Origin of the sequence: Flagellimonas ulvae (genome assembly GCF_049333175.1) — a bacterium.
Classification (GTDB): Bacteria; Bacteroidota; Bacteroidia; order Flavobacteriales; family Flavobacteriaceae; genus Flagellimonas.
In genome coordinates this window covers 1,537,462-1,563,473 of record NZ_CP186325.1, presented here as the reverse complement: position 1 = coordinate 1,563,473, position 26,012 = coordinate 1,537,462, and the positions used below count along the sequence as shown (strand labels likewise).

Sequence of the window (26,012 nt, the reverse complement as noted above, 5' to 3'; positions counted from 1 at the left end):
TGTTTCATCATAGAATAAAAGAAAAGGATTATGTGTGGAATTGTATGTGCCTTTGATGTAAAGGAAAGTGTAGATAAACTAAGACCCCAGTTATTGGAGATGTCCAAAAAAGTGCGTCATCGCGGTCCAGACTGGAGCGGAATATATGCAGATGATAAAGCCATTTTGGCCCATGAAAGATTGGCCATTGTTGACCCAGCATCAGGAAAGCAACCATTGTTAAGTGCAGATGGCAAACTGATACTTGCAGCTAATGGTGAAATTTATAATCATCAGGAGTTAAGAAAACAGTTTGAAGGGAAGTATGAATTCAAGACACAATCGGATTGTGAAGTGATTTTAGCGCTTTATCAAGAAAAGGGTGTTGAATTCATGGATGAGATGAACGGAATTTTTGGCTTCGCCATTTACGATAGCGAAAAAGATGAATATTTCATTGCTCGTGATCATATGGGGATTATCCCGCTTTATATAGGTTGGGACAGAAACGGTACGTTTTATGTCGCTTCGGAACTTAAGGCTTTGGAAGGGGTATGCACCAAGATTGAGTTGTTTCCTCCTGGACATTATTTGCATAGTTCGGATGGGGAGTTTAAAAGATGGTACCGGCGTGATTGGATGGAGTACGAAGCGGTAAAAGAGAACGAAACCAGTATTCAAGAACTAAAGGATGCTCTGGAGGCTGCTGTTCATCGCCAATTGATGTCAGATGTGCCTTATGGTGTATTATTGTCCGGAGGCCTTGATTCTTCCGTTACCTCGGCAATCGCAAAAAAGTACTCCCAGATGCGTATAGAATCAGGCGATACCAAAGAGGCATGGTGGCCTCAATTACATTCGTTTTCTGTTGGTCTGGAGGGGTCTCCCGACTTGGCCGCAGCCCAAAAAGTAGCAGACCATATTGGAACTATCCACCACGAAATTAAGTTTACCATCCAAGAAGGATTGGATGCCATTAAAGACGTGATTTACAATCTGGAAACATATGATATCACCACTATACGAGCTTCAACACCAATGTATCTTATGGCCAGAGTCATAAAATCTATGGGAATAAAAATGGTATTGTCTGGTGAAGGAGCTGATGAACTTTTTGGTGGATACCTTTATTTTCATAAGGCACCAAGTCCAAAGGATTTTCATGAAGAAACAGTAAGAAAACTGGATAAACTCCATATGTACGATTGCCTTCGTGCCAATAAGTCTTTGGCAGCATGGGGAATTGAGGGTCGCGTGCCCTTCTTGGATAAAGAATTTATGGATGTGGCTATGCGAATCAATCCAAAAGATAAAATGATCAATGGAGAGCGTATGGAGAAATGGGTAATTCGAAAGGCATTTGAATCCTATTTGCCTGAGAGCGTGGCTTGGAGACAAAAAGAACAGTTTTCTGATGGTGTAGGGTATAGCTGGATAGATACCTTGAAACAATTGGTTGAGGAAGAAATCTCTGATGAGCAATTGAAAAATGCCCATTTTAAGTTTCCAATTCAGACTCCAACCACTAAAGAAGAGTATTATTATCGTTCCATTTTTGAAGGACATTTTCCTTCGGATGCTGCCGCCCTAAGTGTTCCTCAAGAACCTTCTGTGGCTTGTAGCACACAAATTGCATTGGAATGGGATGAAGCGTTTAAAAATATGAATGATCCTTCAGGTAGGGCCGTGGCGCATGTTCACGAGGATGCCTATGTGAAGTAGATTCTTAAGAAAGTTTCGTGCGGTAGATGAATGAGGTTTTGTTCATTTTCAATTAGTCGGAAAAGCCCCTTTTTAAAGGGGCTTTTTGTGTTTTTAGAAAAAGAGGGCAAACCCAATTCTAAATTCAAAGATTCCATCATCTGAAAAATCTTCGTTTAGACTTAAGTTGTAACGCAAACCAGGTTCAATACTGATATGGTCGGTCAAAAAGATGGCATAACCTCCTTGCAGACCTACCCAAAGAGGATTTTCCGTTGCATCCTGAATACTAGCGCCTGTAATGTCCACTTGTATGGGAATAGTACTTATAACATAATACTTCGCTCCCAGCTTGTAGGAAAAAATAGTAGTGCCATCAAAATCGGAATAACCAAGTCCTGCTTTTAGGGCTAAATCGTCAGCTATAAAATAGCCTCCTTCCGCACCAATGCTCCATATGGTGGCGTCTCCAGAAGAAACAAGTCCGAAACCGGTATTGGCAGAATGGGCAGCTAGGCCATCTCCCCCAAAACCAGTATTTGCTTCAATCAACCAACTTCCTTGGCTGGTTTGACTCCCATCCTGTGCCTGAACAGAGAATAAGAAGCCAATAATTGCTAAAAATGAAAATGTGAATTTTTTCATGGTATAGATTTTATTGTTTATCTAAAAATAACTCAAGAATTCATTAGAATCATTATTTTCTGTCTAAAACCTATGTAATTTCATACATCTATTGTGCCTTGAACTCTAAATTTGTTATAGCATAGTTTTGGGTCTTTGGTGATGCGTTTCAGGGTGGTTTATAGTGAATAATTTTCGCGATTTTCAGAAAGCTACTTTTCCACAGAAATCTGTTGATAACTTCAACCTTAAAAGTAGTTCAACACCCTAATTTTACTGGGTTTTGCTTATATTTGTAAGATTTGAAATTTTCAAAAACAACATAGCAAATATATATGAGCGAAGAAGCTAAGAAAAACCAGTATTCGGCGGATAGCATCCAGGCCCTTGAAGGGATGGAACACGTAAGAATGCGTCCCTCCATGTATATTGGGGATGTAGGTCCGAGGGGATTGCACCACTTGGTCTACGAAGTAGTGGATAACTCAATTGATGAGGCCATGGGAGGCCACTGTGATACCATAAGTGTTATCATCAATGAGGACAACTCCATTACAGTTCAGGATAACGGTAGAGGGATTCCAGTAGGATTGCACAAGAAAGAGGGAGTTTCCGCTCTGGAAGTTGTAATGACGAAAATTGGAGCTGGGGGTAAATTTGATAAAGATTCTTATAAAGTCTCCGGAGGACTTCACGGGGTTGGTGTTTCCTGTGTGAATGCGTTATCCGACCATCTAAAGGCCACCGTACATAGAGATGGAAAAGTTTGGGAGCAGGAGTATGAGCGTGGAAAAAGCATGTATCCTGTAAAAAGTGTTGGGAATACTGATATAACAGGAACTATTGTCACTTTTGTACCGGATAAATCCATTTTCACCCAAACCATAGAGTACAATTACGATACTTTGGCAAATCGTATGCGTGAGTTGGCGTATTTGAACAAGGGAGTTACTATAACGCTTACCGATAAGCGAAATAAAGATGATAAGGGAGAGCATGTTGGAGAGACTTTCTTCTCTAATGAAGGATTAAAAGAATTCATAAAATTCTTGGATGAGACCCGTGAACCCCTTATCCAAAGTGTTATCTCCATGGAAGGGGAGAAGAATGGGATTCCAGTAGAGGTAGCGATGATTTACAACACAGGTTTTTCCGAAAACCTTCATTCCTATGTGAATAATATCAACACACACGAAGGTGGAACTCATCTTTCTGGCTTTAGAAGAGGTTTGACTTCTACTTTGAAAAAATATGCGGATTCTTCAGGAATGTTGGATAAATTGAAATTCGAAGTTTCTGGTGATGACTTTAGAGAAGGACTTACTGCAATTGTTTCTGTCAAAGTAGCGGAACCACAGTTCGAAGGTCAGACCAAAACAAAACTGGGAAATAGGGAAGTTACCAGTGCTGTTAGCCAAGCAGTTTCCGAGATGTTGACCAATTATTTGGAAGAACATCCAGATGATGCCAAATCCGTTGTGCAAAAAGTGATTTTAGCAGCACAGGCAAGACATGCAGCAGCCAAAGCACGCGAAATGGTTCAGCGTAAGAATCCAATGAGCGTTGGAGGTTTGCCCGGAAAACTATCAGATTGCTCAGAACAAGACCCAACAAAATGCGAAGTATTTTTGGTAGAGGGGGATTCTGCAGGAGGTACCGCAAAGCAGGGAAGGGACAGAAACTTCCAGGCCATTTTACCGCTTCGGGGTAAAATTCTGAATGTGGAAAAGGCTATGCAGCACAAGGTTTTTGAAAATGAAGAAATCAAAAACATTTACACGGCACTTGGGGTGACCATTGGTACGGAAGAAGATAGCAAAGCGTTGAATTTGGAGAAGCTCCGTTATCACAAAGTGGTCATTATGTGTGATGCGGATGTAGATGGTAGCCACATTGAAACCTTGATTCTTACATTCTTCTTTAGATATATGAGAGAGCTGATTGAAGGAGGTCACGTCTATATTGCCACTCCACCACTGTATTTGGTCAAAAAAGGTGCTAAAAGAAGATATGCATGGAACGACCAAGAGCGAGATGAAATTATTGAGTCCATGAAAGGTGGAGCAAGCATTCAGCGTTATAAAGGTTTGGGGGAAATGAATGCAGAGCAACTTTGGGATACCACGATGAACCCAGAGTTTAGAACCCTACGTCAAGTCAGCATAGAAAATGCTACCGAGACGGACAGAATCTTCTCCATGTTGATGGGTGATGAGGTGCCGCCAAGGCGAGAATTCATTGAAAAAAATGCCGTCTATGCGAACATAGATGTATAAATAACCTTTGTTTCACAACAAAAACTCGCCCCTACAAGGCGAGTTTTTTAGTTTTAGGAAAAACTTTACAAGATGAAAAGACTTTTTTTCATTTGGGTTTTATCCATGAGTACAATGGGTGTGGCCCAAGATTTAAATGATTTATTCGTTGCCGGAGTAAATGATGCAGAGCGTTTTGCCAATGCCTATTTGGCTCCGGTTTCTGAAGCTGCTATTTACAGTGTTTCTAACGGATGGTACAATACAGCGGACGCCAAACCATTAGGTGGTTTTGAAATATCCATTGTAGGTAACTTAACAGGTTTCAAAAATAAGGATGATAAAAAATCGTTTATTCTCGATCCGAATGACTACGAAAACCTTGATTTTGTAAACAATCCTGGTCAGGCCAGACCTGTTTCAACAGGACTAGGGGATATTGAAGGTGTTGTTGTGGTAGTTGAAGACGAAACGAGTCTTTTCAGGGAAGAATTTGAGCTACCTTCAGGATTGGCCGGAGAAGATTTAAATTTTATTCCTTCGGGATATATTCAGGCCAGTGTTGGATTGATTAAAGGATTAGAGGTTAAAGCTCGTTTTCTTCCTAAGATTAAGTTTGATGATGATGCCAATTTAGGACTGTTTGGAGCCGGTCTGCAATATGAATTTACCAAATTACTTCCTGCGGATAAGGTATTACCAGTAGCAATATCTGCAGTAATTGGATATACCAATCTTAGCGGAGAATATGATTTTACCGATACTGGGGTAATAGATGGAAGCGACCAACGGCTTGATGCCTCATTTAGAACGTGGAATTTCAGCGCAGTGGTTTCTACAAGAAAAATACCGGTCATCAATTTTTATGGAGGTATAGGATATATTACAGGTAGTTCCGATATAGATTTATTGGGAACCTATGAAGCCAATGGCCCTTTCTTGCCTGTAACAATAACGGACCCGTTCTCCGTGTCCCAAAATGCTAGTGGAGTGTCTGCCAATTTAGGAACCAAAATAAAACTAGGATTCTTTAGATTCAATGCAGAATATAATCTTTCCGAGTTTAGCACCTTTACCTTTGGACTCAACTTCGGTTTCAGATAAAAGAAAAAGAAAATTATATAAACATGAACGCCCCGGCAATTGCCGGGGCGCTCTGTTTTCATAGAGTGCAGGTCTCCGTCTACTCTCTAGTAGCGAAAACAGCTCCGTCTTCAAGCGCCAATATTTCGGGCTGATTACTTTCTTCAAGATTTACCGTAACTTCTTCAATGTCAGTTCCAGAATAGGTAATGGTATAAATACCATTTTCATTAGACCATTTAAAGTCAGTATAAAAAGTGAGTGTATTATTGGAATATCTTTGATATCTGCCTAGGTAGACATCATTAAAGATCCATTCTTCTTTTAAGGAGTTTTGGGATTTAGAATCCTCGGATAAGGTAGCTGTTCGTGCCCAGATGCCCAAAATAGGGTCATTGTTCTCTGGAATATCTGTACAATTGCTCACGGCAATAATTAGTACGATTAACAGCAAAGAAAAGAGCTTCTTCATAGGTCAATCACATTAGGTAAAATTTGGGACTAAGAGAACGTCAAAAAGAGATGATCTATTGTGGTAAAATCGATGTATGGTATATCCGCCTCCTGTTTTCTCGTTGAACGGTGCGTATTTTTAACATTGAGAAGAATTTGCTTATGGTTTTAATGGCCATGTTGCGATATCGGAAAATGGGAAAAAGTCAGGTTTTTTCTCCTTCAAATACCGTATTTTTGAAGCTGTTAAAATTTAAACTGAAAATCATGAAAGTTACTGTTGTTGGGGCAGGAGCCGTTGGGGCAAGCTGTGCTGAATATATTGCGATGAAGGATTTCGCATCAGAAGTTGTATTGTTGGACATCAAAGAAGGCTATGCCGAAGGAAAGGCCATGGATTTGATGCAAACCGCGTCATTAAATGGCTTCGATACCAAAATTACAGGAAGCACCAACGACTATTCTAAAACAGCAGGTAGCGATATAGCAGTGATAACCTCCGGTATTCCAAGAAAACCAGGCATGACACGTGAAGAATTGATAGGAATCAATGCGGGTATCGTAAAAACAGTGGCCACGAGTTTATTGGAGCACTCTCCGAATACTATTATTATTGTTGTGAGCAACCCCATGGATACCATGACCTATCTGGTACATAAAACCACAGATATTCCAAAGAACAGAATCATTGGGATGGGTGGCGCTTTGGACAGTGCCCGTTTTAAATACCGATTGGCTGAGGCTTTGGAAGCCCCAATTTCAGATGTAGATGGTATGGTAATCGGTGGACATAGTGATAAAGGTATGGTCCCACTTATTGGCCATGCTACTCGTAATAGTGTTAAGGTTTCAGAATTTTTAAGCAGCGATAAGTTGGATTACGTTGTGCAAGAGACCAAAGTAGGTGGTGCTACCTTAACCAAACTTTTAGGAACAAGTGCTTGGTATGCTCCAGGAGCTGCGGTTTCTGGTTTGGTGCAGGCTATTGCTTGCGACCAAAAGAAAATGTTCCCGTGTTCTACGTATTTGGAAGGGGAATACGGATTGAATGACATATGTATCGGAGTTCCTGTACTTTTAGGGAAGAACGGTATTGAAAAAGTGGTGGAGATTGAGTTAAGCGATGCCGAAAAAGCTAAAATGCAAGAAAGTGCTGAAGGTGTAGGCAAAACCAACGGATTGCTTCAGCTTTAAATTTTTAAAAAAGATATAAAATAGTCATTTCGAATCCGAAGGATGAGAAATCTTTGTACCTAGAGATTTCTCGCTTCGCTCGAAATGACTTTTTTGTTTTAACATCCTTTACGAATGGTGAGCATTGCAATTCCCATAAAATGTATTGGCAAATCTTATGGGAAATGATATATTTGCACGCTGTTTAAGAAAACTTCTAAAATTTTAGTAATCAATGCAAAATAAAGGACTTATAAGGCTTTTCGCAATCCTTTTTGGTGTGGTGAGTATTTATCAGCTTTCCTTTACGTTTATCACAAGTAAACTGGAAGGAGATGCTGAAACCTATGCCATAAGCCAAATTTCGGAAGCAGAGGAGGACTATGTAGCTAAGCGTGAGGCTTTAGAAGCATCGTATTTGGATTCGATTGGACCTGCATCTGTTTTTGGGTTCACGAGCTATGAAGATGCCAAGACTAAAGAATTGAACAAGGGTCTTGACCTTAAAGGAGGTATCAATGTAACGCTTCAGATTTCGGTAAAAGACATCTTGAAAGGATTGGCCAATAATACCAAAAATCCTGTTTTTAATAAGGCTCTTGTCGATGCAGACAATGCATCAAAAAACAGTGACAATACTTATTTGGAACTCTTCTTTGAGGCCTTTGACAATATCAAAGGAGAGACTAAATTGGCATCTCCCGACATTTTCGCCAACAAAGGATTGAGCGATGATATCAATTTTCAGATGACCGATGACCAGGTAAAGCCAGTCATCCGAAGAAAGATTGATGAGTCCATCGTTTCAGCATTTGAGGTATTGCGTGAACGTATTGATGGTTTTGGAGTTACCCAACCAAACATTCAGAGAGAAGGAAATTCTGGGCGTATTTTGGTTGAATTACCAGGTGCTAGAGACATTGCGAGAGCTCAGGAGCTTCTTTCAAGTACAGCACAATTGGAATTTTGGGAAACCTATCCTCAGAGCAATCAAAGCTTAGGTGCGTTTTTTGTGAATGCCAATGAGCGCTTAAAGGAAATCTTAGAGCCAGAAGATGAAGATGAAGAGGTTGCAAAACCTGAATCCGAGATTGATTCATTACTTTCTGATGTGGCCCAAGACTCGTTGGACCTTGCTCCCGAGGTAAATCCTCTTTTGAGTAAGTTGATTCCTGCCAACCCGGGAAGTCATGCCATTGCCAGAGCATTGGTCAGCGATACTGCTGAAATAGGTGCATATTTAAGAATGCCTCAGATAAAAAGGTTACTGCCTAACGATGTTCAGTTTGCAAAATTCCTTTGGGAAAGACCTGCTAAAGATATAGAGGTAGCAGAGTTGTATGCCTTGAAATCTAATAGAGATGCCGTGCCACGTATTAGTGGAGATGTGGTATCCGATGCACAAGATACTTTTGACCAGTTCAATAAACCTGCGGTAAGCATGACCATGAACACGCGTGGTGCCAAAGAATGGGAAAAGCTTACTGGAGACGCTTTCAATAACCAAACAGGAATTGCAATTGTTCTAGATAACAAGGTTTATACGGCCCCTGGAGTTTCCACGGGACCTATTTCCGGAGGTCGTTCAGAGATTACAGGTACGTTTACGGTAAACGAAACGAAAGATATTGCTAATGTATTAAGAGCAGGTAAACTTCCTGCTTCCGCAGAAATTATTCAATCTGAAGTAGTTGGGCCTTCATTGGGTCAAGAAGCCATTGACAGTGGTTTCATGTCTTTTATGATAGCTATGGCCTTCGTACTGGTATGGATGATTTTCTACTATGGCAAGGCCGGTATCTTCGCAGATATTGCTTTAACGTTCAATATCGTATTAATTTTTGGAGTTTTGACAAGCCTTGGTGCGGTTCTTACTTTACCTGGCATTGCAGGTATTGTACTGACCATTGGTATGTCGGTTGATGCCAACGTACTTATTTTTGAAAGAATCAAAGAGGAGTTGGTCCGTGGAAAGGGTAAAGCACAGGCCGTAGCGGACGGATTTAGCAATGCTTTATCTTCCATTTTGGATGCCAACATCACTACGGGTCTTACGGCTATTATTCTATTTATTTTTGGTTCAGGACCTATTAAAGGATTTGCAACTACGCTTTTGATAGGTATTGTGACCTCATTGTTTACAGCAATTTTCATCACTCGTTTGATGGTAGATTCTTATCTCGCCAAAAAAGGAAGAAAGTTGGAATTCTCAACACCAGTGACTAAGAACCTGTTCAAAAACATGAGCATTAACTTCTTGGGAAAAAGAAAATTTGCCTATGTCATTTCTGCCATCTTGGTAGGAGTAGGGGCCTTTTCTTTATTTACAACTGGATTGCAACAAGGGGTCGATTTTATTGGAGGTCGTTCGTATCAAATTCGTTTTGAAAAGGCGGTAAATCCATCTGAGATAACTTCTGAATTGAATACAGTTTTTGGTAGTGGAACCAACGTAAAGACCTTTGGAGAAGCCAATCAGGTAAAAGTGACCACGCCATACAAAGTAGATGTAGATGGAATTGAAGTAGATACAGAGATTCAGAATAAATTGTACAACTCTCTTCAAAAATACCTTCCTGATGGAACCTCATTTGAAGATTTTACAGTGGGTGCTTCAGAAAAATCAATTGGTATCTTACAATCGGTAAAAGTGGGACCCACAATTGCGGATGATATTAAAAACAATGCCTTCTTGGCCATTATTGGCTCGTTAGCGGTAGTTTTCTTATATATTTTGCTTCGCTTCAGAAAGTGGCAATTCTCTTTGGGAGCGGTTGTTGCGGTGTTCCATGATGTGATGATTGTTTTGGGAATCTTTTCATTGACCGGAAAAATCATGCCCTTTAATATGGAGATTGACCAAGCATTTATTGCAGCTATTCTGACGGTAATTGGATATTCCTTAAATGATACCGTGGTTGTATTTGACCGTATACGTGAAATCGTGACTTTGAAGGGTTGGAATAATGGTGAAAACATCAACCAAGCGTTGAACAGCACCTTGAGTAGAACATTGAACACCTCCCTTACAACATTGATTGTACTTTTGGCCATCTTTGTTTTTGGTGGGGAAAGCTTAAGAGGGTTTATGTTTGCTATGATTGTTGGGGTATTGGTAGGTACCTATTCCTCGGTATTTATTGCAACTCCAATCATGTTCGATGCCTTAAAAAAGAAAATAGGCTCTTTGGCTACGGCTTAAGATTTGAATAAAATAGATTTAAAAAGGTCGCTTTAAGCGGCCTTTTTTATTTTGGAGGAAGGGACATTACATGTTCATATCCTTTTTGTAACAAGGTGCCAATCAAGTCCTTGTCCTGAAGAAGATTCTGAGGAATCAGGATATATTCCCGCATTGTCGCTTCATAGGATAAAAACGGATTTGCCCCGTAGCGGGCATCAAAGTCCTCAGTATCCGCTTTGGACAACCGAATCCCCAACTCTCCGGCTTTATTAACTTGGGAAAACATGTGCCCATTTGCAGAGGTGTAAGGCATGGTCTTTCCCTTTCGTTCAAAATTGGGATTTTTTGCTACCACCTCATCCAATAGTTGTATTACTTCTTCCCTTGTCATGGCTATATGGCCAATTGTTTTTTTTGAACTATCATTTTTTCCGCAACCTCTCGGATAACCTGTAAAAGGTAGTCCGTAGTCTCTTCATTTTTTCGATGATTGATAAAACACGCACGGATGGCATAATCCCCCTTAAGTTGGGTTCCCATGATAAACACGCGACCATCTTTTTCGAGTTCGGGCATCAATAAACGATTAAACTGGACAATCTCTTCCTTTGATTCCATGTTTCCAATATATCTAAAACAGGAAACCGCCAATTTGGAATCAGCAACCAGTTCAAAGTCTTTTGATTTTTGTACTTGTTCATTCAGGTAATCCGTTAGGTCAATATCCTTTTGTATCATGGCCCTTAACCTTCTCATGCCATAGGCTTTGATACTCACCCAAACCTTAAAGGCCTTGGCATTTCGAGATAATTGGAAATAGTGTTCATTGAATTCCAGGCGATTTCCATCATTGGCCAGTTCCGTGTCCAAATATGCTGCTTTTTTATAGTAAGTCCTGCGAAGGTTATCCCAGTTCCGAACCAAGGTACATCCTCCTTCAAAGGGTTGGTAGAGCCACTTATGAAAATCAATGGCAACGGAATCTGCAAGCTCCATACCCTTATATTCCGGTTTCAAATCGTCCAATAAAGCTGCTAGTGCCCCATAAGCTCCATCCACATGAAACCACATATCGTATTGTTTGGCCAAACGGGCTAAGCTATCCAAATCATCAATAGCACCGGTATTTACTGTTCCTGCGTTCCCGATAATGCAGAAAGGGTGCAGACCGTGGGCTAAATCATCCTTAATTTGATTTTCCAATTTTTCCAAGTCTATTTGAAACGAAGCGTTGGTTTTTATTTTTTGTAAGTGATTTGAACCTATGCCTAAAAGTTCTACGCTTTTGTCCACACAACTATGCACTTCTTCAGAGGCGTAAACCACAAAAGGTTTCATTCCAAAAAGTCCAGTCTTCCGAATTCCTTCTTTTTCGAAGAAGACATTTCTTCCCACCGTTAATCCGGTCAGGTTTGCTGCGGAGCCACCACTCACCAGAACTCCACCAGAATCCATTGGGAATCCCAACATCTGAGCGGTCCAACGAATTACCCGTTTTTCAATCTCATTCATGGCAGGGGCCAAATGCCACTTCGTCTGATTTTGGTTGATGGTATTAGCTAACTTTTCGGCAATAATGGCCATCTGATTTCCTCCTGACATTACGTATGCGTACATGTGAGGTCCTAAGTTGCCTGTTGCCGTATTAAGCACTTTGGTTTCTACCTCATCCAGAAGTTCTGAAGGGTCTAGACCTTCTTCAGGAAGTTCTTCATCGAACCACTGTTCTACTTCTTTCTGTGGATGGTCGTTGTATCCTTTTTGGTTATGAATATTTTCAAATTGCCTTAGGACCAGTTCACTACTTTGATTCAAAAGCTGTTTGAATTTACCATTCGAAAAATCAAGGGTCTCTTCGCTCATAGTTTTGTTATCAAATGAGATTTAAAGATACGGGTAATAGGATTTTCAAGCCATTAAAGATAATGGGTCTTTTTAAGCATGTTCTTTGACTTTGGCAAAAACCTCTAACCAAGAAATCAACTGGCTGAAAAGTGTAAAATTCTGAATAACTCTGGACTGCCCATTAAACCCCCATTTATCTCTTTCTTTAGGATGATTGAGCATATAAGCAAGGGCTTTGGAAAGACTTTCAATGTCCGTGGGATCTTCGTTTATCAGTCCTGTTTTTTGATGTTCTACTTGGAACTTTAGTCCAGCGGCCGCAGAAACCAGTAGGGGTTTTCTTTTCCACATACCTTCGGTAGCGGTTAATCCAAAACCTTCTTGAATGGAATTTTGAACAATAATACTGGATGCACGTTGGAGCGCATTGACTATCAGTGCATTTTCCTTGGGATTGTCTAAGGGAAGCAATAAAATGGCAATGTCATTTTGCAAATCCCTATCCAATTCTTGGTAGGCTTCTGTAAGCTCCCTCAGAACCTCTTGACCTTCTGGATCATCGGAAACAAAAGCGGGGTCTGGACCACCCAAGACCAATAAAGTCATTTTGATTCTTTTGTGTTCAAGACTTTCAGGGTCTCCATGCTTTAGATTGTCTTTTTTCATTTTGATAAAAGCATCCATCAATTCCTTAAAGCCTTTTAATCGATCCCATCTCGAAATCTCTGTTACGAAGGGGCGATATATGAGATTAAGTTTACTGGTCTGATTTGGTGGTCCAAAGGAACCATCGGGTAATATTCTTCTAACTAGATGACTATAGCGATGGTATAAAATTGCCTCATGATCATCGGTGATGCCTGATTGATACAGAATACCAATGGATTTATGCAATTGGAGCGCCCTGTTTTTATGACTTAAAGGGTCGATAGCTGGCGGGATAATACTGGTCTTGCTTTTTAATGACTTTGGCACATAAGCTGGTAAACTAAAAATAAAATGGTCGTAATCATCCGTGTAGAGAGACAAAAACTTCCAAACGGCATCAGTGACCTCAGTATCTTCTTCCAATCCAATATGACAACGCCAAATAATGGGTACCTTTTTTACTTTTTTAATCATTGCGGCCAAGGGCATGGGCTGAGGGTCATGCACTACCACAATATCACCATCATTAATAAGTTCCAATGCTTTTGTAAGGTTCTGCTTGTTCACCCCCTCGTAGACTTCCCTATCTGCCTCGGTAAATTTCCCATCACCACTTCCATGTATGGTATTGTGAATTCGTTTAGTGAGGTCAAAAAACGCATCTTCCTTGGCTTCTATAACCAACCATTCTATGGAAACTCCAAGTTCGCGAAGGATACGCATTTGACTGGGAAGCATTTCAGCAACCCCTCCGCCGATAGCTGTGGAATTGATCATCCAAATGGTTTTCCCTTCAATTGAGGCAATGGCATCTTTGGTCTGCTCAAGAAAGTTTAGGACCAAGGAGTAAAGGGAGCCATAGGCCTTGTAATCGTTGAGTTTGGCGCCGGGTTTTACCTGAATCTTTTGCATACTGTAACGTTTGTCTATTGGTTTTCCTTTAAGATAGGAAAAACCCGGAGACTAAACAGAGCAGAAGTCATAGTTTATGGTTTCTTTACTATTCCAGATGAACCATTTACTGAAGGGACAAGTTCTAGAACGGACATGGGATTGAGATTCTTTTCAACCCGATGCGAAACAAAAACAAGGGTAGAGGTGCTTTGCTTTGCAATTCTGTTTACCAAGTCCACGAAGAAACTTGCATTTTTATCATCCAGTCCAGCGGTGGGTTCATCCAAGATTAAAAGTGGTGGATGTTTTATCATTGCGCGTGATAACATCACCAGTCGTTTTTCTCCATTGCTCAACTCCCTGAATTGCACATTTGTTTTATGCTCCAATTGAATAACATAAAGCCAAGACATGGCCAATCTCAATTCCGCATCCGTGGGTTCTTGGTAAAGCCCTACCGAATCATGTAAGCCGGACACAATCATATGTATTACCTTATGGTATCCTCTGAATTGATCGATCATTGATGGAGTGAAGTATCCGATATGTTCTTTAATGTCCCAAACGCTTTCCCCACTGCCTTTTTTTCGTCCAAACAAGCTCAAGTCTTGGCCATATCCTTTATGATTGTCCCCGGTTATAAGAGTCAACAGGGTGGTTTTTCCGCTACCATTGGGCCCGATGAGTTGCCAGAATTCATTTTTCCGGATAGTCCAATTGATTTTGTTTAGAATACATCGTTGGTCATAACTCACTGTTACATTTTTGAACTCAACCAATTTCTCTTCCAAAATGGAATCATTTTCATGTAAAGGTGGAGGAATATCTCCCAATGCATTGGAATGAGCTTTTTTGGTCAAAGGCTTTAATGCTTCAGTATTCTCAAGTGGTAAAAACTCACCTTTAGAAAAGGTCAAAAGTACATCTGTATCGGAAAGTATATCTTCGGTTCTATTCAATAATTGGATAAGTTTCACAGATTCTGAAATGGTATGTAGACTTTTCCGTAACTCTTTTTGGAACGCAACATCCAGATTATCGAAAGGATTGACCAAAACTAAAAAATCTGGGTTCTGACCCAGAACATGTTCCAACAAAGCCTTTTTTCGCTCACCACTACTCAGCGACCGGAGCGGTTGAGGTCTTTTGGTTGCAAGTTCCCTTAAATCGTGTTGTTCTTCTTCCCAAATGAAGCGCTCAATTTCAGTATTTGAAAAAATTGCACCTTTTTTCGATGATAAATCTCCAAAATATTCTTCAGGAATGCCCTTTTGAATTTGAAATGCCAGCTGTTCTATTTGCGATTCGTTATCCACAAAAATGGTATAGTGTCCAGGCATACTCTTCTAAAGAAAATCTTGGATAATGAAAGTAGCAATTATGGCTGACTCACCCTAAAAATATGAACTGGATTATCGCGATAGGTTGTGGTTTTATCCAATTTCATCCCATTTTTTATGGCTACTTTTTGGGAAGGCACGTTATCAATGTGGATAATGGAAATAAGCGATTTAGCCAGGTTATTACCAAAAGCATGGTTTTTACATTTTTGTGCGGCTTCGAACACAAGTCCCTTACGCCAATAATTCGGTAAAATGGAGTACCCGATTTCCAATTCTTCTTTGTTGTCAATAGTTTGAACCAAAAGGCCGCAAAGACCAACCATTTTGGAGTTTTCCTTTAGGACAAGTGCGTTCATTCCTCCCAAATTATGCTCGTAGCGTTCAAAAATGCGGTCAAATTGTTGTTGGCAAGCTACTTTGGGATTGGAGGGTAAACCTTCCCAATATTGGGATGATAGAGGCTCCGCGTGAAAGGGAAGCCAGGTTTCAAAATCAGAAGGGACCACTTTTCTAAATAGTAACCTATCCGTAGACTGTCCTTCTAGAAGATAATTGTGCATTTAAATCTTGTTGAATGCAATACTATCTCCAACTTGAAGCCCCCAGATATCTGACAATCCACCCTTTACCTCTAATACGTATTTTACCGGAACACCGGATGGCAGGCCACTTTCATCAAAAGGGGTTGTGTTTTTTTGAAAGCTAGCAATTTTAAGGTTCTCATCAATGTAAATGATGTCCAAAGAAAATTGGGTGTTCTTCATATAAAAGGAATGTTCGGCCACATCTTCGAAAACAAAAAGCATTCCCTGGGAATCTTCCATGCTTTTCCGGTACATCAATCCAGTTTGTGTTTCATATTCCGTGTCCGCAATTTCAATATCCAATTGGGCAAGTACTTTTCCTGATTCGTTTTGGGCTATGGTTAGTTGTCCTTCTTTAGTGAATGTTATAGTCTCTGTTTGAATTTCCCGTTTGTTTTCAGTCTTACAGGAAGCGAAAATCAGAAGAACAATCAAAATAAAGTTTAAAACACTTCGCATAAAAATCGGCTTAGGTTGCTTTGGTGGGTCTAAACATGAAGTACAGCCCAAGAAGAATCATGGGAATGCTTAGCCACTGGCCCGTGGAGAGCAAATCTCCAAGAGAATCCTCAAAACCACCTTGACTCTTTTTGACAAATTCAACAAAGAATCTAATGGTCCATAAGCCTACCATAAAAAGTCCAAATAGGAATCCAACTTTGTTTCCTTTGTCCGTTTTCCAATACAACTGATACAAAATGATAAAAAGAATCAGATATCCAGCAGCCTCATATAGTTGTGCTGGGTGACGATAGGGGATAGTTTCCAAAACGCTAGCAAAATCAGAATTTGTTTCAATGGCCTTATAGGCAGCGCTTGGCGTTTTTTCACTGGTCAAAGACATGGCCTTGTATGCCGGCATGTCGTCAGAATCTCGAATAAAGCGAGTTGCCAAGGCAAAAGAACCATCCACGACTTTTCCATTTATTTCTGAATTGAAGAAATTGCCCAAGCGAACAAAACAGGCACCAATGGCAGATACCACAACCATTCTATCCAATAACCAAAGCATTTTTATGTCTTTCCACTTTCGGCAGTACAGCCAAATACCTATTATGGCGGCAATGGTGGCTCCATGACTGGCAAGACCCGTAAATCCTGTGAATTCGTAGCCGTTGATGATTCCGAAAAGGGACTCATTAGCACTTTCGCGAATGGGCAACAAAATTTCAAGAAGATGATTTTTATAGTAATCCCAATCATAAAAAAAGACATGGCCCAATCTTGCGCCCAACATAATGGAAACCACGGCATAAATGAACAGTGAATCCAATTTTTCCATGGACTTGTTCTCCCTTGTAAATATTTTCTTCATGAGGTACCAGCCTACGACAAAAGCTGCAATCCAAAGCAGGTTATAATATTTAATTTGAATGAAACCAAGCTTGAGCAGCGTATCGTCAGGATTCCAATTGAAGCCTAGAAAAAACATAGGTTAGAATTTTGGACTAAGATAACCACTTTGGGTGGTTGGCAAATGGGATTTAAGGATTTTTACTATTTTCCAATTCCGCTAAAACATTTGGTTCTAAAACTAAGGAACTGGGTCATATCCTTTACCTCCCCAAGGGTGACAACTGAATATTCTCTTTAAAGAGAGCCAGCCACCTCTGAAAAGGCCGTGCTTTTTTAGGGCTTCCAAAGTATAGGCCGAACAGGTGGGCGAATACCTACATGTAGCTGGGGTATAAGGTGAAATAAGCAACTGATAGGCTCTTACCAGAAAAACAAAAGGAGCAATAAGAACCTTTTTTAAGGTCATCTTTTTTGAATTAAGAGCAAATTACAAATAACACCCTCAAATTATTTTAGACTGAAAGTGGTTCCATCCTTACCATCTTTTAGCTGGATGCCCAGATTGGTAAGTTCATCCCGAATCTTGTCCGACGTTTCGAAATCTTTATTGGCTCTGGCCTGATTTCTTAGATCAATCAATAAATCCATTACTCCGCTCAATGTATTGGAATCCTCATTGGATTGGGCAACGTGCTCAATGCCCAAAACATCGTGCACGAAGATTTGAAAAGTATCGGAAAGCAAATCCAAATCCTGCTGTGTGATGGATTCTTTACCTTCTTTTACTTGATTGATGTGTTTTACTGCGTCAAAAAGTTGAGCGATTAGGATGGGCGTATTGAAATCATCATTCATGGCATTGTAGCATTTTTGTTGCCACGCCTGAACATCAAAATCAGATGTTGTGCCCGTGTCCAATTTTCCTAAAACGGAAATGGCATCCATGAGTCGGTGGTACCCTTTTTCAGAAGCTTGAAGGGCATCATCACTTAAATCCAAAATACTGGAGTAGTGGGCCTGCATCATGAAAAAACGAACCACAGCTGGTGCATAGGCCTTACTCAATAGGTCATTGTCTCCACTAAATATCTCGTGGGGATAGACATTGTTACCAATGGATTTGGACATTTTCTTCCCATTAAGTGTTAGCATATTGGCATGTAGCCAATACTTAACAGGAGATTTGCCACAGCATGCTTCAGCTTGGGCTATTTCACATTCGTGATGGGGAAATTTCAAATCCATACCACCTCCGTGAATATCAAAAGTTTCACCCAAATATTTTGTGCTCATGGCCGTACATTCCAAATGCCATCCTGGGAATCCGTCGCCCCAAGGTGAAGGCCATCTCATGATATGATGTTCATCTGCTTTTTTCCAAAGCGCGAAGTCCTGTGGATTTTTTTTCTCACTTTGGGCAGTAAGTTCACGCGTATTGGCAATCATATCCTCCAACTTTCTACCACTCAGTTTCCCGTAATCATGTTCTTTGTTGAATTCTTGAACATCAAAATATACAGAACCATTAACCTCATAGGCAAAGCCTTTTGCCAGAATTCCTTTTATAATTTCAATTTGCTCTATAATGTGTCCTGTTGCGGTTGGTTCAATACTTGGAGGTAAAAAATTGAACTGTCGCAAGGTGTTATGGAAATCAACCGTGTAGCGTTGAACCACCTCCATAGGTTCAATCTGCTCCAGTTTTGCTTTTTTGGCAATTTTATCTTCACCTTCATCCGCATCGTTTTCCAAATGCCCGGCATCCGTGATATTTCTGACATACCTGACCTTATATCCCAGATGTTTGAAATAACGGAACATCATATCGAAAGACATGAATGTACGGCAGTTGCCCAAGTGCACATTGCTATAAACTGTAGGACCACAAACGTACATACCAATGTGGCCTTCGTTTATGGGCTCAAAATCTTCCTTTTTTCCGGTAAGAGAGTTGTAAACTCTTAGTTGTTGATTTTTATAAAGGTGCATGGATGTGGTAGAAGTTAAAACTCGGTATCCAAGTTGATGTAATCCAAAAACTCGCGACGTACGGACTCTTCTTTGAATTTACCGCCATACTCGGCAGTAACTGTACTGCTTTCAATATCTCGAATCCCTCTTGAATTCACACATAGATGTTTAGCGTCTATTACACAAGCTACATCTTCAGTGCCCAACACGCGTTGCAGTTCTTTAACAATCTGAATGTTCATACGTTCTTGGACCTGTGGACGTTTGGCATAATAATCCACAATACGGTTCATTTTGGAGAGACCCACAACCCTTCCATTTGAAATGTAAGCTACGTGCGCGCGTCCTACTATAGGAAGAAGGTGGTGTTCGCAGGTGGAGTAGACCACAATGTTCTTTTCCACCAACATTTCTCCGTACTTGTATTTGTTCTCAAAAGTGGAAGACTTAGGTTTTCTGTCTGGATGCAACCCTCCAAAAATCTCGTTCACGAACATTTTTGCCACCCTCTTTGGGGTTCCCTTAAGGCTATCATCAGTCAAATCTAGGCCAAGAGTCTGCATGATATCCTTAACATTTTCCTGTATCTTGTCTATCTTCTCTTGGTCACTCAATGCAAAAGCATCCTCGCGTATTGGAGTTTCCGAGGCGGAACCTACGTGTCCATCTCCACGTTCTTCATATTGCTCTTCCAAGGCCTGTTCTACTTTCATTTGTTTTTTCTTCAAGGGTGCAAAGATATGCAATAAACACCTATTTAACATCTGGCAACGGGCCCTAGCATCTATAAATTATTGTTAAGCTAAAGCAAGCTAGTAAGCTGTTTGTCAAAATCAAAGCCCTGTGCTTAAGTGAAACATTTGAATAGTTGGAACTGATTTTTAGTCATGGAATAGAGTTCGGGAGTGCATTTTGTCGATTAACTGCATATTTTTTCGGTTGAAGGATACTAAAAAGGGTGAAAAAGTAGTTATGGTTAGATAAAATGCAGCATAACCTTTAGCCCCAAACCGTATGAGAGCTCTATTTTGCGCTATCTGTTGTTTTTCCCTGTTTTTTATGGAAATAAACGCTCAGAATTCTGGTGATTGCAGAACAGCAATTCCGGTCTGTGCCGATATGCCCATTCTATCCGCTACCGATGGGAGTGGCGATATTGATGATTTTGACCCGGATGTAATTACTCAAACTGGATGTTTGGAAAAAGGAAGTGTAGCTTCTGCCAATATAGAGAACAACACTTCCTGGTATGTTTTTAGAGCGGGTACGGATGGTCAGATTGGTTTTGATATTGAGGCTCTACCTGTTAACCCTGGAGGTATTGTTACTTCAGAAATCGATTTTGCACTCTATGGGCCATTTGACCAAACCTTGGGTTCAAATTTTTGCACTACAATTGGCAACGGTTCGGAAATCCCAATTAGATGTAACTATGAAATTAATGATACTGGATTTACAGGGGTAGGGATAAACCCAATAAATGGACAGGTGGGGGCCCCATTTGTTCGTGCGAGTCAAAACACGTATGATGAATGGTTGGATGTTCAACAAGGTGAGATTTATTACCTGTTCATCAACAACTTTAATACAAACTTTAATGGTGATGCTGAACCGTATTCATTAACCTTTACAGGTAGTTCAGTGGACGCTGACCAAAATTCAGCTTTGGACTGCACCTTGCGGGATGAGTTCCTAGGGTTGGACATTATTGCCTGCGAGGGCGACCCAGATATCGTTTTAAGTGCGCTTAATTCACCAGCAGGGCCAAGTATCTCTAACATTACATGGGAAGTTGATTTAGAAGATGATGGGGTGTATGACCAGGTTTTGGCTACGGGTGCAGGAGCAACAGAACTTACGGTAACTAGTCCCAATTCTGGAAGATATCGAGTAACTATTGAAACTACTTTTGCCACTACGATTACTGATGATATACTAATTACTTTCTTTGGAGTGCCAGTGCTTGATGAAGTACGGGTAGTGGATGATTTGGTGAACAGTGACCAGACCGATCCTTATAATATTGAGATTTCGGTTTTGGGAAATGGCAATTATGAATATGCCATCAATGGAGGTGAATTTCAAGAAGATCCTGTCTTTTTGGATGTACCCCCAGGTGTAAATACGGTCGTCATCAATGATGTAAACGGATGTGGAACCACAGAACCTATTGAATTCTTGGTAGTTGGGTATCCTAAGTTTTTTACCCCAAATGGTGATGGAATCCATGATAACTGGAATGTTCTTGGGGTTGAAACCTTAACCAATCCGAGTATTTTTATTTTCGATAGATACGGAAAACTCTTAAAACAGTTGGATATCAATTCTTTGGGATGGGACGGTACTTTTAATGGTAGGCCCTTACCTTCTTCGGACTATTGGTTCCGTCTGGATTATGAAAGAGACGATGAAGGTGTTTTAGTGGCCCGATCAGTAAGAAGGCATTTCTCTTTAATTAGATAACAAAAAATAAAAGCCAGGGATTTTCCTGGCTTTCTTCATCGTAGCATTTCTTTGAGTTTCCTAAAACTTAAAGCTGTAACCCAAAGTTATATTTGTATTTATCTGATTGATGTCCACTGAGCTATCAAGACCTGAAGCGAAAAGTAATTCGTTCACATCACGCTCGGTTCTTACAAATGCGAGATCTAATCTGCTCGGTCCAAAATTGACACCAATACCACCAGAGTATCCTACTAGGTCGCCAATAATTTCACCATTTTCATATGGACTGTCCTCATAACGATAACCACCTCTAAGACTAACGTTGTCAATTCTAAATTCTCCTCCAATTCTGTAGGAATTGACAATTCCAAGCGTATTGGCAATGAAATCATTTTCAGCTGCAAAGTTGGGGTCTGCATTTGGCGTAAGTTCAGCTTGGGAGAAGTCTTGGTATCCGTAATCAAAACTTAAAAACCCATCTTTGCCAAAAATCACAGCAGCGCTTCCCGTTATTTTTCCTGGTGTTTTAATATTGTATTCTTCAAATAAGTTTACAATATTAAAATCTATAAAATCAATATCCGGTTCTGCCAAAGTAGAACTTATTCTTTGAGATGTGTCGTCCGTAAGTCTATACCATGTAGGGGATTGGTAACTACCTCCAACCCTTATATTATCATTTAATTTTGCAATGGCACCCACACTAAAAGAAAAACCATAACCTTCCGTACGTAGGAAATTATCAAAGGTTGTGAATTGAACAGGTGAGGTAGGGTCATAGCCGTTCTCATCCAATAAGGTCAATTGCTCAAAGAGCACAGAATGAAAATTTAGAGCAGCTCCTACAAATAGGTTTTCTTGATACTGTCCGGCAAAATTTGCTGTAAACTTGCTGTTGAATCCAGATGTGCTTTGTAAATAATCTTGATTTACGGCACTGTATTCCGCATTGGATACATAAGAAGTATTGGTGTCTTCATCCGCAGTGGGTTCAATTAAGCCAGCTTGGAATCCTAGAAAAGCTTGTTGGGCACCAAATCCCAAGGAAGAGCCGATATCCAGATAGGCGTCTTCAATAAACTCACCTTGTTGTACACGTAGAGGACCTAATTCTACCCCTTGTGCAAAATTGAGAAAGTAATTGTCTATTCCTTGGGTAGTAGTTCCCGAAGCCCTAAACTCATTATCAAAGTTTCTGACTTGATCATAATTAAAAGCCAACGTTAATTTTTTCCATGGACTTTCATTAGACTTAAATACAAAAACACCACCAACCTGATTTAATTTAACAGAATTGATATTTGTATTTCTTTGAGAATTCCCAAACAATGCCTCATTGTCTCTATTATAATTAGAGCCGGTAAGGGTAAATTCACTAAAGTTAAATATGGCGGACCCTGCAGGATTGACGTTTAAGGCGGATAAGTCCCCGCCTACAGCTCCAAAAGCTCCACCAAGAGCCTGAAACCTTGCTGTTCCCTGGGTTTCTTCCAGACTGTAACGTAGTACATCATTAATGTTCTGGGCACTTACAAAAGTGCATGACAATACTACTATGAAAATTGATAATCTCTTCATTTTGAATAATTTTTTTAGTCGATAAGGTTTTTGGGAATTTATCTTCTTCCTCCTCTGCTTCTTCCTCCGGAAGACCTTCCGGCAGAGGAACGACTTCCTCCTGAACTTCTATAGCTACCTGAGCTTCTTGAACTTCTGCTACCTGAGCTTCTATAGCTACCCGAACTCCTAGAACTTCTGCTTCCAGAACTTCTATAGCTCCCACTACTTCTGGTTCCACCGCTAGAACGGCTATATGTTCTGCTGCTTGGTGCAGTCCTGCTCTGATAACTCCGTGTGCTTCGGTTCCCGGAATTATAGCGTGATGAACTTCTTGAAGCGTTACCACTTCTATAGGTTCTACTATTTCCGTTTGGTGATGACCCATAGGAGCGATTGCTTCTCGAGTTTGTGCCATACCTTGGTGTGGTACGTGTGCTTCTGCTTGAACGGTAGCTTCTATTGCGTGCCGCTGCATCTGCACTTATACTCCTTCTTGCGCTACTGTTACTTCTATATGTTCTGCTACTTCGGGATGCTACAGAACTCCGGCTTGTTCCAGTTCGAGACACCCCGGCCCTACTTCTTGAAGCGGAGCTTCTAACGGAGCTATATGCTAAGTTAGACCTTCCGGTTCGCAATGAGGTGCCTGGAATAGTTCTTGAAGCATATCCTCGTCGGGTTCTGTTGAAGGCAACACCTCTATTAAAACCACGTCCATAGAAACCTCTGCCATAATAGGGTCCAAAACCACCACCATAAAAACCGGCATAACCAATTCCAAACCTATTCCAACCCCAACCGAAACCGCCGCCCCAACCGAAGCCACCGCCCCAGCCCCAGCCGTTCCATAACCATGGGTCGTTCCAACCCCAGCCAAAGCCACCGCCCCAGCCCCAGTTGTTCCAGCCCCATCCTCCGTTCCATAACCATGGATTGTTCCAACCCCAGCCAAGGCCGCCGCCCCAACCCCAGTTGTCATAAACATTTATGGTAACGTTATTGGGATTGTCTCCCCAGCCAGCATTGCCGTTATAGGTATTCCCAGTATCAAAATAATCGGTTTGAGCCCCAACTGCAGTACTATCAATAGGGCTATTGCTTGAATAACTATCTACGTCGGTAAAAATTTCATCGTCTAATATTTCTCCAAACTCATCAGCCTTTTGGCCAAAATAATCTCCATAAATGTTACTTTCCTTGTTCTCAACGCGGACAGCTTGAGGAGATTTTTTTTCTACTCTCACCACTTCATTCCTGCTGGAATAAATACCATCATCCTCATAATAAGAGGCTTGCTGGTACGACCCACAGGAGGAAAGAATTAAGACCATGGAAAGTGCAAAAAAGAGGTGGAAGTTGTGGAGTTGTAAAGACTTTATCATGTCGCAATTTTTATTGTTGAACATACTAAAAAATAATTAGTTTTACCGAATTATTTTCATGTATTAAAACACAAGTTTTGTGCCAAACTATGATAAATGGGTAAAAATCTAACAAGTCGCGGTGAGGATTATTCTCGCTGGTATAATGAATTAGTGGTTAAGGCGGATTTGGCTGAAAACTCTGGTGTACGAGGTTGTATGGTGATTAAGCCCTATGGCTTTGCCATATGGGAAAAGATGCAAGCGCAATTGGATAAAATGTTTAAAGAAACTGGACATGAGAATGCGTATTTTCCGCTTTTTATCCCTAAGTCCTATTTGAGCAAGGAAGCCAGTCATGTAGAGGGTTTTGCCAAAGAATGTGCTGTAGTTACCCATTATCGTTTGAAAAATGCCGAGGATGGAAGTGGAATTGTTGTGGATGAAGAAGCTAAGCTGGAAGAAGAACTGATTGTGAGGCCAACATCAGAAACCATTATCTGGGATACTTATCGGAGATGGATACAGTCCTACAGAGATTTACCCATTATGGTGAACCAATGGGCAAACGTAGTGCGTTGGGAAATGCGTACACGCTTGTTTTTACGTACTGCTGAATTCTTATGGCAAGAAGGACACACTGCTCATGCTACAGAAAAAGAAGCAATGGATGAAGCGGAACAGATGATGCATGTATATGCTGAGTTTGCCGAGAACTACATGGGTGTGCCCGTAATAAAGGGAACTAAAACGGAAAGCGAACGTTTTGCCGGGGCAGAAGAGACATTTTGTATTGAGGCTCTTATGCAGGATGGTAAGGCGCTTCAGGCTGGAACTTCACACTTTTTGGGTCAAAACTTTGCCAAGGCTTTTGATGTCAAGTTTGCTACCAAAGAAGGGAAGCAAGATTTTGTGTGGGCTACCTCATGGGGGGTTTCAACTCGATTGATGGGGGCCCTTATTATGACCCATAGTGACGACAATGGCCTGGTTTTGCCGCCAAAATTGGCACCTATTCAGGTTGTCATAATACCTATATATAAGGGTATGGAGCAATTGGATGCAATTGCCGAACGTGTGGACCCTCTAATTAAATCGTTGCGAGACAAAGGAATTTCAGTGAAGTTTGATAAACGTGATACACATAAGCCAGGATTCAAGTTTAATGAGTATGAATTGAAAGGGGTTCCCGTGCGATTGGCAGTAGGGCAACGCGATTTGGAAAACGGTACCTTCGAGGTGGCAAGAAGGGATACTTTAGAAAAAGAATCGGTAAATGCTGGAGAAATTGTTGATAGAATTACTGTGCTTCTAGAGGATATTCAAAAGAATATCTACCAAAAAGCGTTGGACTTTAGAAGTGAACATATTACCAAGGTGGATACCTATGAAGAATTCAAAAAAGTTTTGGAGGGGAAAGGTGGATTCATCTCTGCCCATTGGGATGGAACTGGTGAAACCGAAGAACGAATAAAGAACGAAACAAAAGCTACTATTCGCTGTATTCCTTTCCCTGCTGAAAAGGAGGAAGGAAGTTGTATGGTAACAGGGAATCCATCGGTACAAAGAGTGCTATTTGCCAAGGCATACTAAAACGGTCTAAAAAATAACCG

The 26,012-nt window shown here is 40.7% G+C and carries 21 protein-coding genes; 7 read left to right on the top strand and 14 right to left on the bottom strand.

Annotation, left to right across the window (positions count from 1 at the left end; translation table 11 throughout):
• Window positions 1–30: 30 nt before the first annotated feature.
• The gene (asnB, locus tag ACOKFD_RS07240) at window positions 31–1,701 is read left to right on the top strand and encodes an asparagine synthase B (protein ID WP_422860619.1); all 1,671 of its coding nucleotides are present in this window, start codon (window positions 31–33) and stop codon (window positions 1,699–1,701) included.
• Window positions 1,702–1,794: 93 nt separating this feature from the next.
• Here the strand turns inward: asnB and ACOKFD_RS07235 are convergent, their stop codons facing one another.
• Complete coding sequence (locus tag ACOKFD_RS07235) at window positions 1,795–2,325, bottom strand: hypothetical protein (RefSeq protein ID WP_422860618.1); 531 nt, start codon at window positions 2,323–2,325, stop codon at window positions 1,795–1,797.
• A 314-nt stretch (window positions 2,326–2,639) separates the two neighbouring features.
• Between ACOKFD_RS07235 and gyrB the strand changes: the two genes are divergently transcribed.
• Both gyrB and ACOKFD_RS07225 read left to right on the top strand, forming a co-directional pair.
• Window positions 2,640–4,580, top strand: a complete 1,941-nt coding sequence (gene gyrB / locus ACOKFD_RS07230; RefSeq protein ID WP_422860617.1) for a DNA topoisomerase (ATP-hydrolyzing) subunit B — start codon at window positions 2,640–2,642, stop codon at window positions 4,578–4,580.
• A gap of 72 nt (window positions 4,581–4,652) precedes the next feature.
• Complete coding sequence (locus ACOKFD_RS07225; RefSeq protein ID WP_422860616.1) at window positions 4,653–5,663, top strand: DUF6588 family protein; 1,011 nt, start codon at window positions 4,653–4,655, stop codon at window positions 5,661–5,663.
• Window positions 5,664–5,742: 79 nt separating this feature from the next.
• Here ACOKFD_RS07225 and ACOKFD_RS07220 read toward each other — a convergent pair whose 3' ends face one another.
• Window positions 5,743–6,114 (bottom strand): hypothetical protein, encoded by a 372-nt coding sequence (locus tag ACOKFD_RS07220; RefSeq protein WP_422860615.1) that lies wholly within the window; start codon window positions 6,112–6,114, stop codon window positions 5,743–5,745.
• Window positions 6,115–6,362: 248 nt separating this feature from the next.
• On the opposite strand from ACOKFD_RS07220, the gene mdh reads away from it, so the two are divergent.
• Together mdh and secDF are read left to right on the top strand one after the other, a co-directional pair.
• A complete protein-coding gene (gene mdh / locus ACOKFD_RS07215; RefSeq protein ID WP_422860614.1) occupies window positions 6,363–7,289 on the top strand; it encodes a malate dehydrogenase in 927 nt (308 codons plus the stop codon).
• A gap of 214 nt (window positions 7,290–7,503) precedes the next feature.
• Window positions 7,504–10,470: a protein translocase subunit SecDF gene (gene secDF / locus ACOKFD_RS07210; protein ID WP_422860613.1), complete on the top strand. Its 2,967-nt coding sequence runs from the start codon at window positions 7,504–7,506 to the stop codon at window positions 10,468–10,470.
• 46 nt (window positions 10,471–10,516) lie between these two features.
• Here secDF and ACOKFD_RS07205 read toward each other — a convergent pair whose 3' ends face one another.
• The 10 genes from ACOKFD_RS07205 to folE form a co-directional block, all read right to left on the bottom strand.
• Window positions 10,517–10,843 (bottom strand): hypothetical protein, encoded by a 327-nt coding sequence (locus ACOKFD_RS07205; protein ID WP_422860612.1) that lies wholly within the window; start codon window positions 10,841–10,843, stop codon window positions 10,517–10,519.
• A 2-nt stretch (window positions 10,844–10,845) separates the two neighbouring features.
• On the bottom strand, window positions 10,846–12,315 hold the full coding sequence (locus ACOKFD_RS07200) for a pyridoxal phosphate-dependent decarboxylase family protein (protein WP_422860611.1): 1,470 nt from the start codon (window positions 12,313–12,315) through the stop codon (window positions 10,846–10,848).
• Between the two features lie 72 nt (window positions 12,316–12,387).
• The gene (locus ACOKFD_RS07195) at window positions 12,388–13,857 is read right to left on the bottom strand and encodes a glycosyltransferase (RefSeq protein WP_422860610.1); all 1,470 of its coding nucleotides are present in this window, start codon (window positions 13,855–13,857) and stop codon (window positions 12,388–12,390) included.
• 74 nt (window positions 13,858–13,931) lie between these two features.
• Window positions 13,932–15,179, bottom strand: coding sequence for an ATP-binding cassette domain-containing protein (locus tag ACOKFD_RS07190; protein ID WP_422860609.1), 1,248 nt, complete (start codon window positions 15,177–15,179; stop codon window positions 13,932–13,934).
• 38 nt (window positions 15,180–15,217) lie between these two features.
• Window positions 15,218–15,742, bottom strand: a complete 525-nt coding sequence (locus ACOKFD_RS07185) for a GNAT family N-acetyltransferase (protein WP_422860608.1) — start codon at window positions 15,740–15,742, stop codon at window positions 15,218–15,220.
• Window positions 15,743–16,225 carry a DUF192 domain-containing protein gene (locus tag ACOKFD_RS07180; protein WP_422860607.1) on the bottom strand — a complete coding sequence of 161 codons (483 nt, stop codon included), beginning with the start codon at window positions 16,223–16,225 and terminating at the stop codon, window positions 15,743–15,745.
• Between the two features lie 10 nt (window positions 16,226–16,235).
• The gene (lgt, locus tag ACOKFD_RS07175) at window positions 16,236–17,198 is read right to left on the bottom strand and encodes a prolipoprotein diacylglyceryl transferase (RefSeq protein ID WP_422860606.1); all 963 of its coding nucleotides are present in this window, start codon (window positions 17,196–17,198) and stop codon (window positions 16,236–16,238) included.
• A gap of 102 nt (window positions 17,199–17,300) precedes the next feature.
• A complete protein-coding gene (gene yidD / locus ACOKFD_RS07170; protein ID WP_422860605.1) occupies window positions 17,301–17,528 on the bottom strand; it encodes a membrane protein insertion efficiency factor YidD in 228 nt (75 codons plus the stop codon).
• Between the two features lie 41 nt (window positions 17,529–17,569).
• The gene (cysS, locus tag ACOKFD_RS07165) at window positions 17,570–19,051 is read right to left on the bottom strand and encodes a cysteine--tRNA ligase (protein ID WP_422860604.1); all 1,482 of its coding nucleotides are present in this window, start codon (window positions 19,049–19,051) and stop codon (window positions 17,570–17,572) included.
• Window positions 19,052–19,065: 14 nt separating this feature from the next.
• Window positions 19,066–19,746: a GTP cyclohydrolase I FolE gene (gene folE / locus ACOKFD_RS07160; protein WP_298999811.1), complete on the bottom strand. Its 681-nt coding sequence runs from the start codon at window positions 19,744–19,746 to the stop codon at window positions 19,066–19,068.
• A 301-nt stretch (window positions 19,747–20,047) separates the two neighbouring features.
• Here folE and ACOKFD_RS07155 point away from each other — a divergent pair, with 301 nt between their 5' ends.
• Window positions 20,048–21,496, top strand: coding sequence for a T9SS type B sorting domain-containing protein (locus ACOKFD_RS07155; protein WP_422860603.1), 1,449 nt, complete (start codon window positions 20,048–20,050; stop codon window positions 21,494–21,496).
• 60 nt (window positions 21,497–21,556) lie between these two features.
• Here the strand turns inward: ACOKFD_RS07155 and ACOKFD_RS07150 are convergent, their stop codons facing one another.
• A complete protein-coding gene (locus ACOKFD_RS07150) occupies window positions 21,557–23,056 on the bottom strand; it encodes an OmpP1/FadL family transporter (protein WP_422860602.1) in 1,500 nt (499 codons plus the stop codon).
• A 38-nt stretch (window positions 23,057–23,094) separates the two neighbouring features.
• The gene (locus tag ACOKFD_RS07145; RefSeq protein ID WP_422860601.1) at window positions 23,095–24,420 is read right to left on the bottom strand and encodes a hypothetical protein; all 1,326 of its coding nucleotides are present in this window, start codon (window positions 24,418–24,420) and stop codon (window positions 23,095–23,097) included.
• A 96-nt stretch (window positions 24,421–24,516) separates the two neighbouring features.
• Between ACOKFD_RS07145 and proS the strand changes: the two genes are divergently transcribed.
• Window positions 24,517–25,992 carry a proline--tRNA ligase gene (gene proS / locus ACOKFD_RS07140; protein ID WP_422860600.1) on the top strand — a complete coding sequence of 492 codons (1,476 nt, stop codon included), beginning with the start codon at window positions 24,517–24,519 and terminating at the stop codon, window positions 25,990–25,992.
• The last annotated feature ends 20 nt before the right edge of the window (window positions 25,993–26,012 follow it).

What these genes read in the sequence shown, in the direction of transcription:
- ACOKFD_RS07220 (WP_422860615.1), bottom strand. Translation starts at nt 6,114, where the DNA reads ATGAAGAAGCTCTTTTCTTTGCTGTTAATCGTACTAATTATTGCCGTG.
- secDF (WP_422860613.1), top strand. Translation starts at nt 7,504, where the DNA reads ATGCAAAATAAAGGACTTATAAGGCTTTTCGCAATCCTTTTTGGTGTG.
- mdh (WP_422860614.1), top strand. Translation starts at nt 6,363, where the DNA reads ATGAAAGTTACTGTTGTTGGGGCAGGAGCCGTTGGGGCAAGCTGTGCT.
- ACOKFD_RS07200 (WP_422860611.1), bottom strand. Translation starts at nt 12,315, where the DNA reads ATGAGCGAAGAGACCCTTGATTTTTCGAATGGTAAATTCAAACAGCTT.
- ACOKFD_RS07190 (WP_422860609.1), bottom strand. Translation starts at nt 15,179, where the DNA reads ATGCCTGGACACTATACCATTTTTGTGGATAACGAATCGCAAATAGAA.
- gyrB (WP_422860617.1), top strand. Translation starts at nt 2,640, where the DNA reads ATGAGCGAAGAAGCTAAGAAAAACCAGTATTCGGCGGATAGCATCCAG.
- ACOKFD_RS07145 (WP_422860601.1), bottom strand. Translation starts at nt 24,420, where the DNA reads ATGATAAAGTCTTTACAACTCCACAACTTCCACCTCTTTTTTGCACTT.
- proS (WP_422860600.1), top strand. Translation starts at nt 24,517, where the DNA reads ATGGGTAAAAATCTAACAAGTCGCGGTGAGGATTATTCTCGCTGGTAT.
- ACOKFD_RS07180 (WP_422860607.1), bottom strand. Translation starts at nt 16,225, where the DNA reads ATGCGAAGTGTTTTAAACTTTATTTTGATTGTTCTTCTGATTTTCGCT.
- ACOKFD_RS07235 (WP_422860618.1), bottom strand. Translation starts at nt 2,325, where the DNA reads ATGAAAAAATTCACATTTTCATTTTTAGCAATTATTGGCTTCTTATTC.
- ACOKFD_RS07195 (WP_422860610.1), bottom strand. Translation starts at nt 13,857, where the DNA reads ATGCAAAAGATTCAGGTAAAACCCGGCGCCAAACTCAACGATTACAAG.
- yidD (WP_422860605.1), bottom strand. Translation starts at nt 17,528, where the DNA reads ATGACCTTAAAAAAGGTTCTTATTGCTCCTTTTGTTTTTCTGGTAAGA.
- ACOKFD_RS07225 (WP_422860616.1), top strand. Translation starts at nt 4,653, where the DNA reads ATGAAAAGACTTTTTTTCATTTGGGTTTTATCCATGAGTACAATGGGT.
- asnB (WP_422860619.1), top strand. Translation starts at nt 31, where the DNA reads ATGTGTGGAATTGTATGTGCCTTTGATGTAAAGGAAAGTGTAGATAAA.
- cysS (WP_422860604.1), bottom strand. Translation starts at nt 19,051, where the DNA reads ATGCACCTTTATAAAAATCAACAACTAAGAGTTTACAACTCTCTTACC.
- ACOKFD_RS07155 (WP_422860603.1), top strand. Translation starts at nt 20,048, where the DNA reads ATGAGAGCTCTATTTTGCGCTATCTGTTGTTTTTCCCTGTTTTTTATG.
- folE (WP_298999811.1), bottom strand. Translation starts at nt 19,746, where the DNA reads ATGAAAGTAGAACAGGCCTTGGAAGAGCAATATGAAGAACGTGGAGAT.
- ACOKFD_RS07150 (WP_422860602.1), bottom strand. Translation starts at nt 23,056, where the DNA reads ATGAAGAGATTATCAATTTTCATAGTAGTATTGTCATGCACTTTTGTA.
- ACOKFD_RS07185 (WP_422860608.1), bottom strand. Translation starts at nt 15,742, where the DNA reads ATGCACAATTATCTTCTAGAAGGACAGTCTACGGATAGGTTACTATTT.
- lgt (WP_422860606.1), bottom strand. Translation starts at nt 17,198, where the DNA reads ATGTTTTTTCTAGGCTTCAATTGGAATCCTGACGATACGCTGCTCAAG.
- ACOKFD_RS07205 (WP_422860612.1), bottom strand. Translation starts at nt 10,843, where the DNA reads ATGACAAGGGAAGAAGTAATACAACTATTGGATGAGGTGGTAGCAAAA.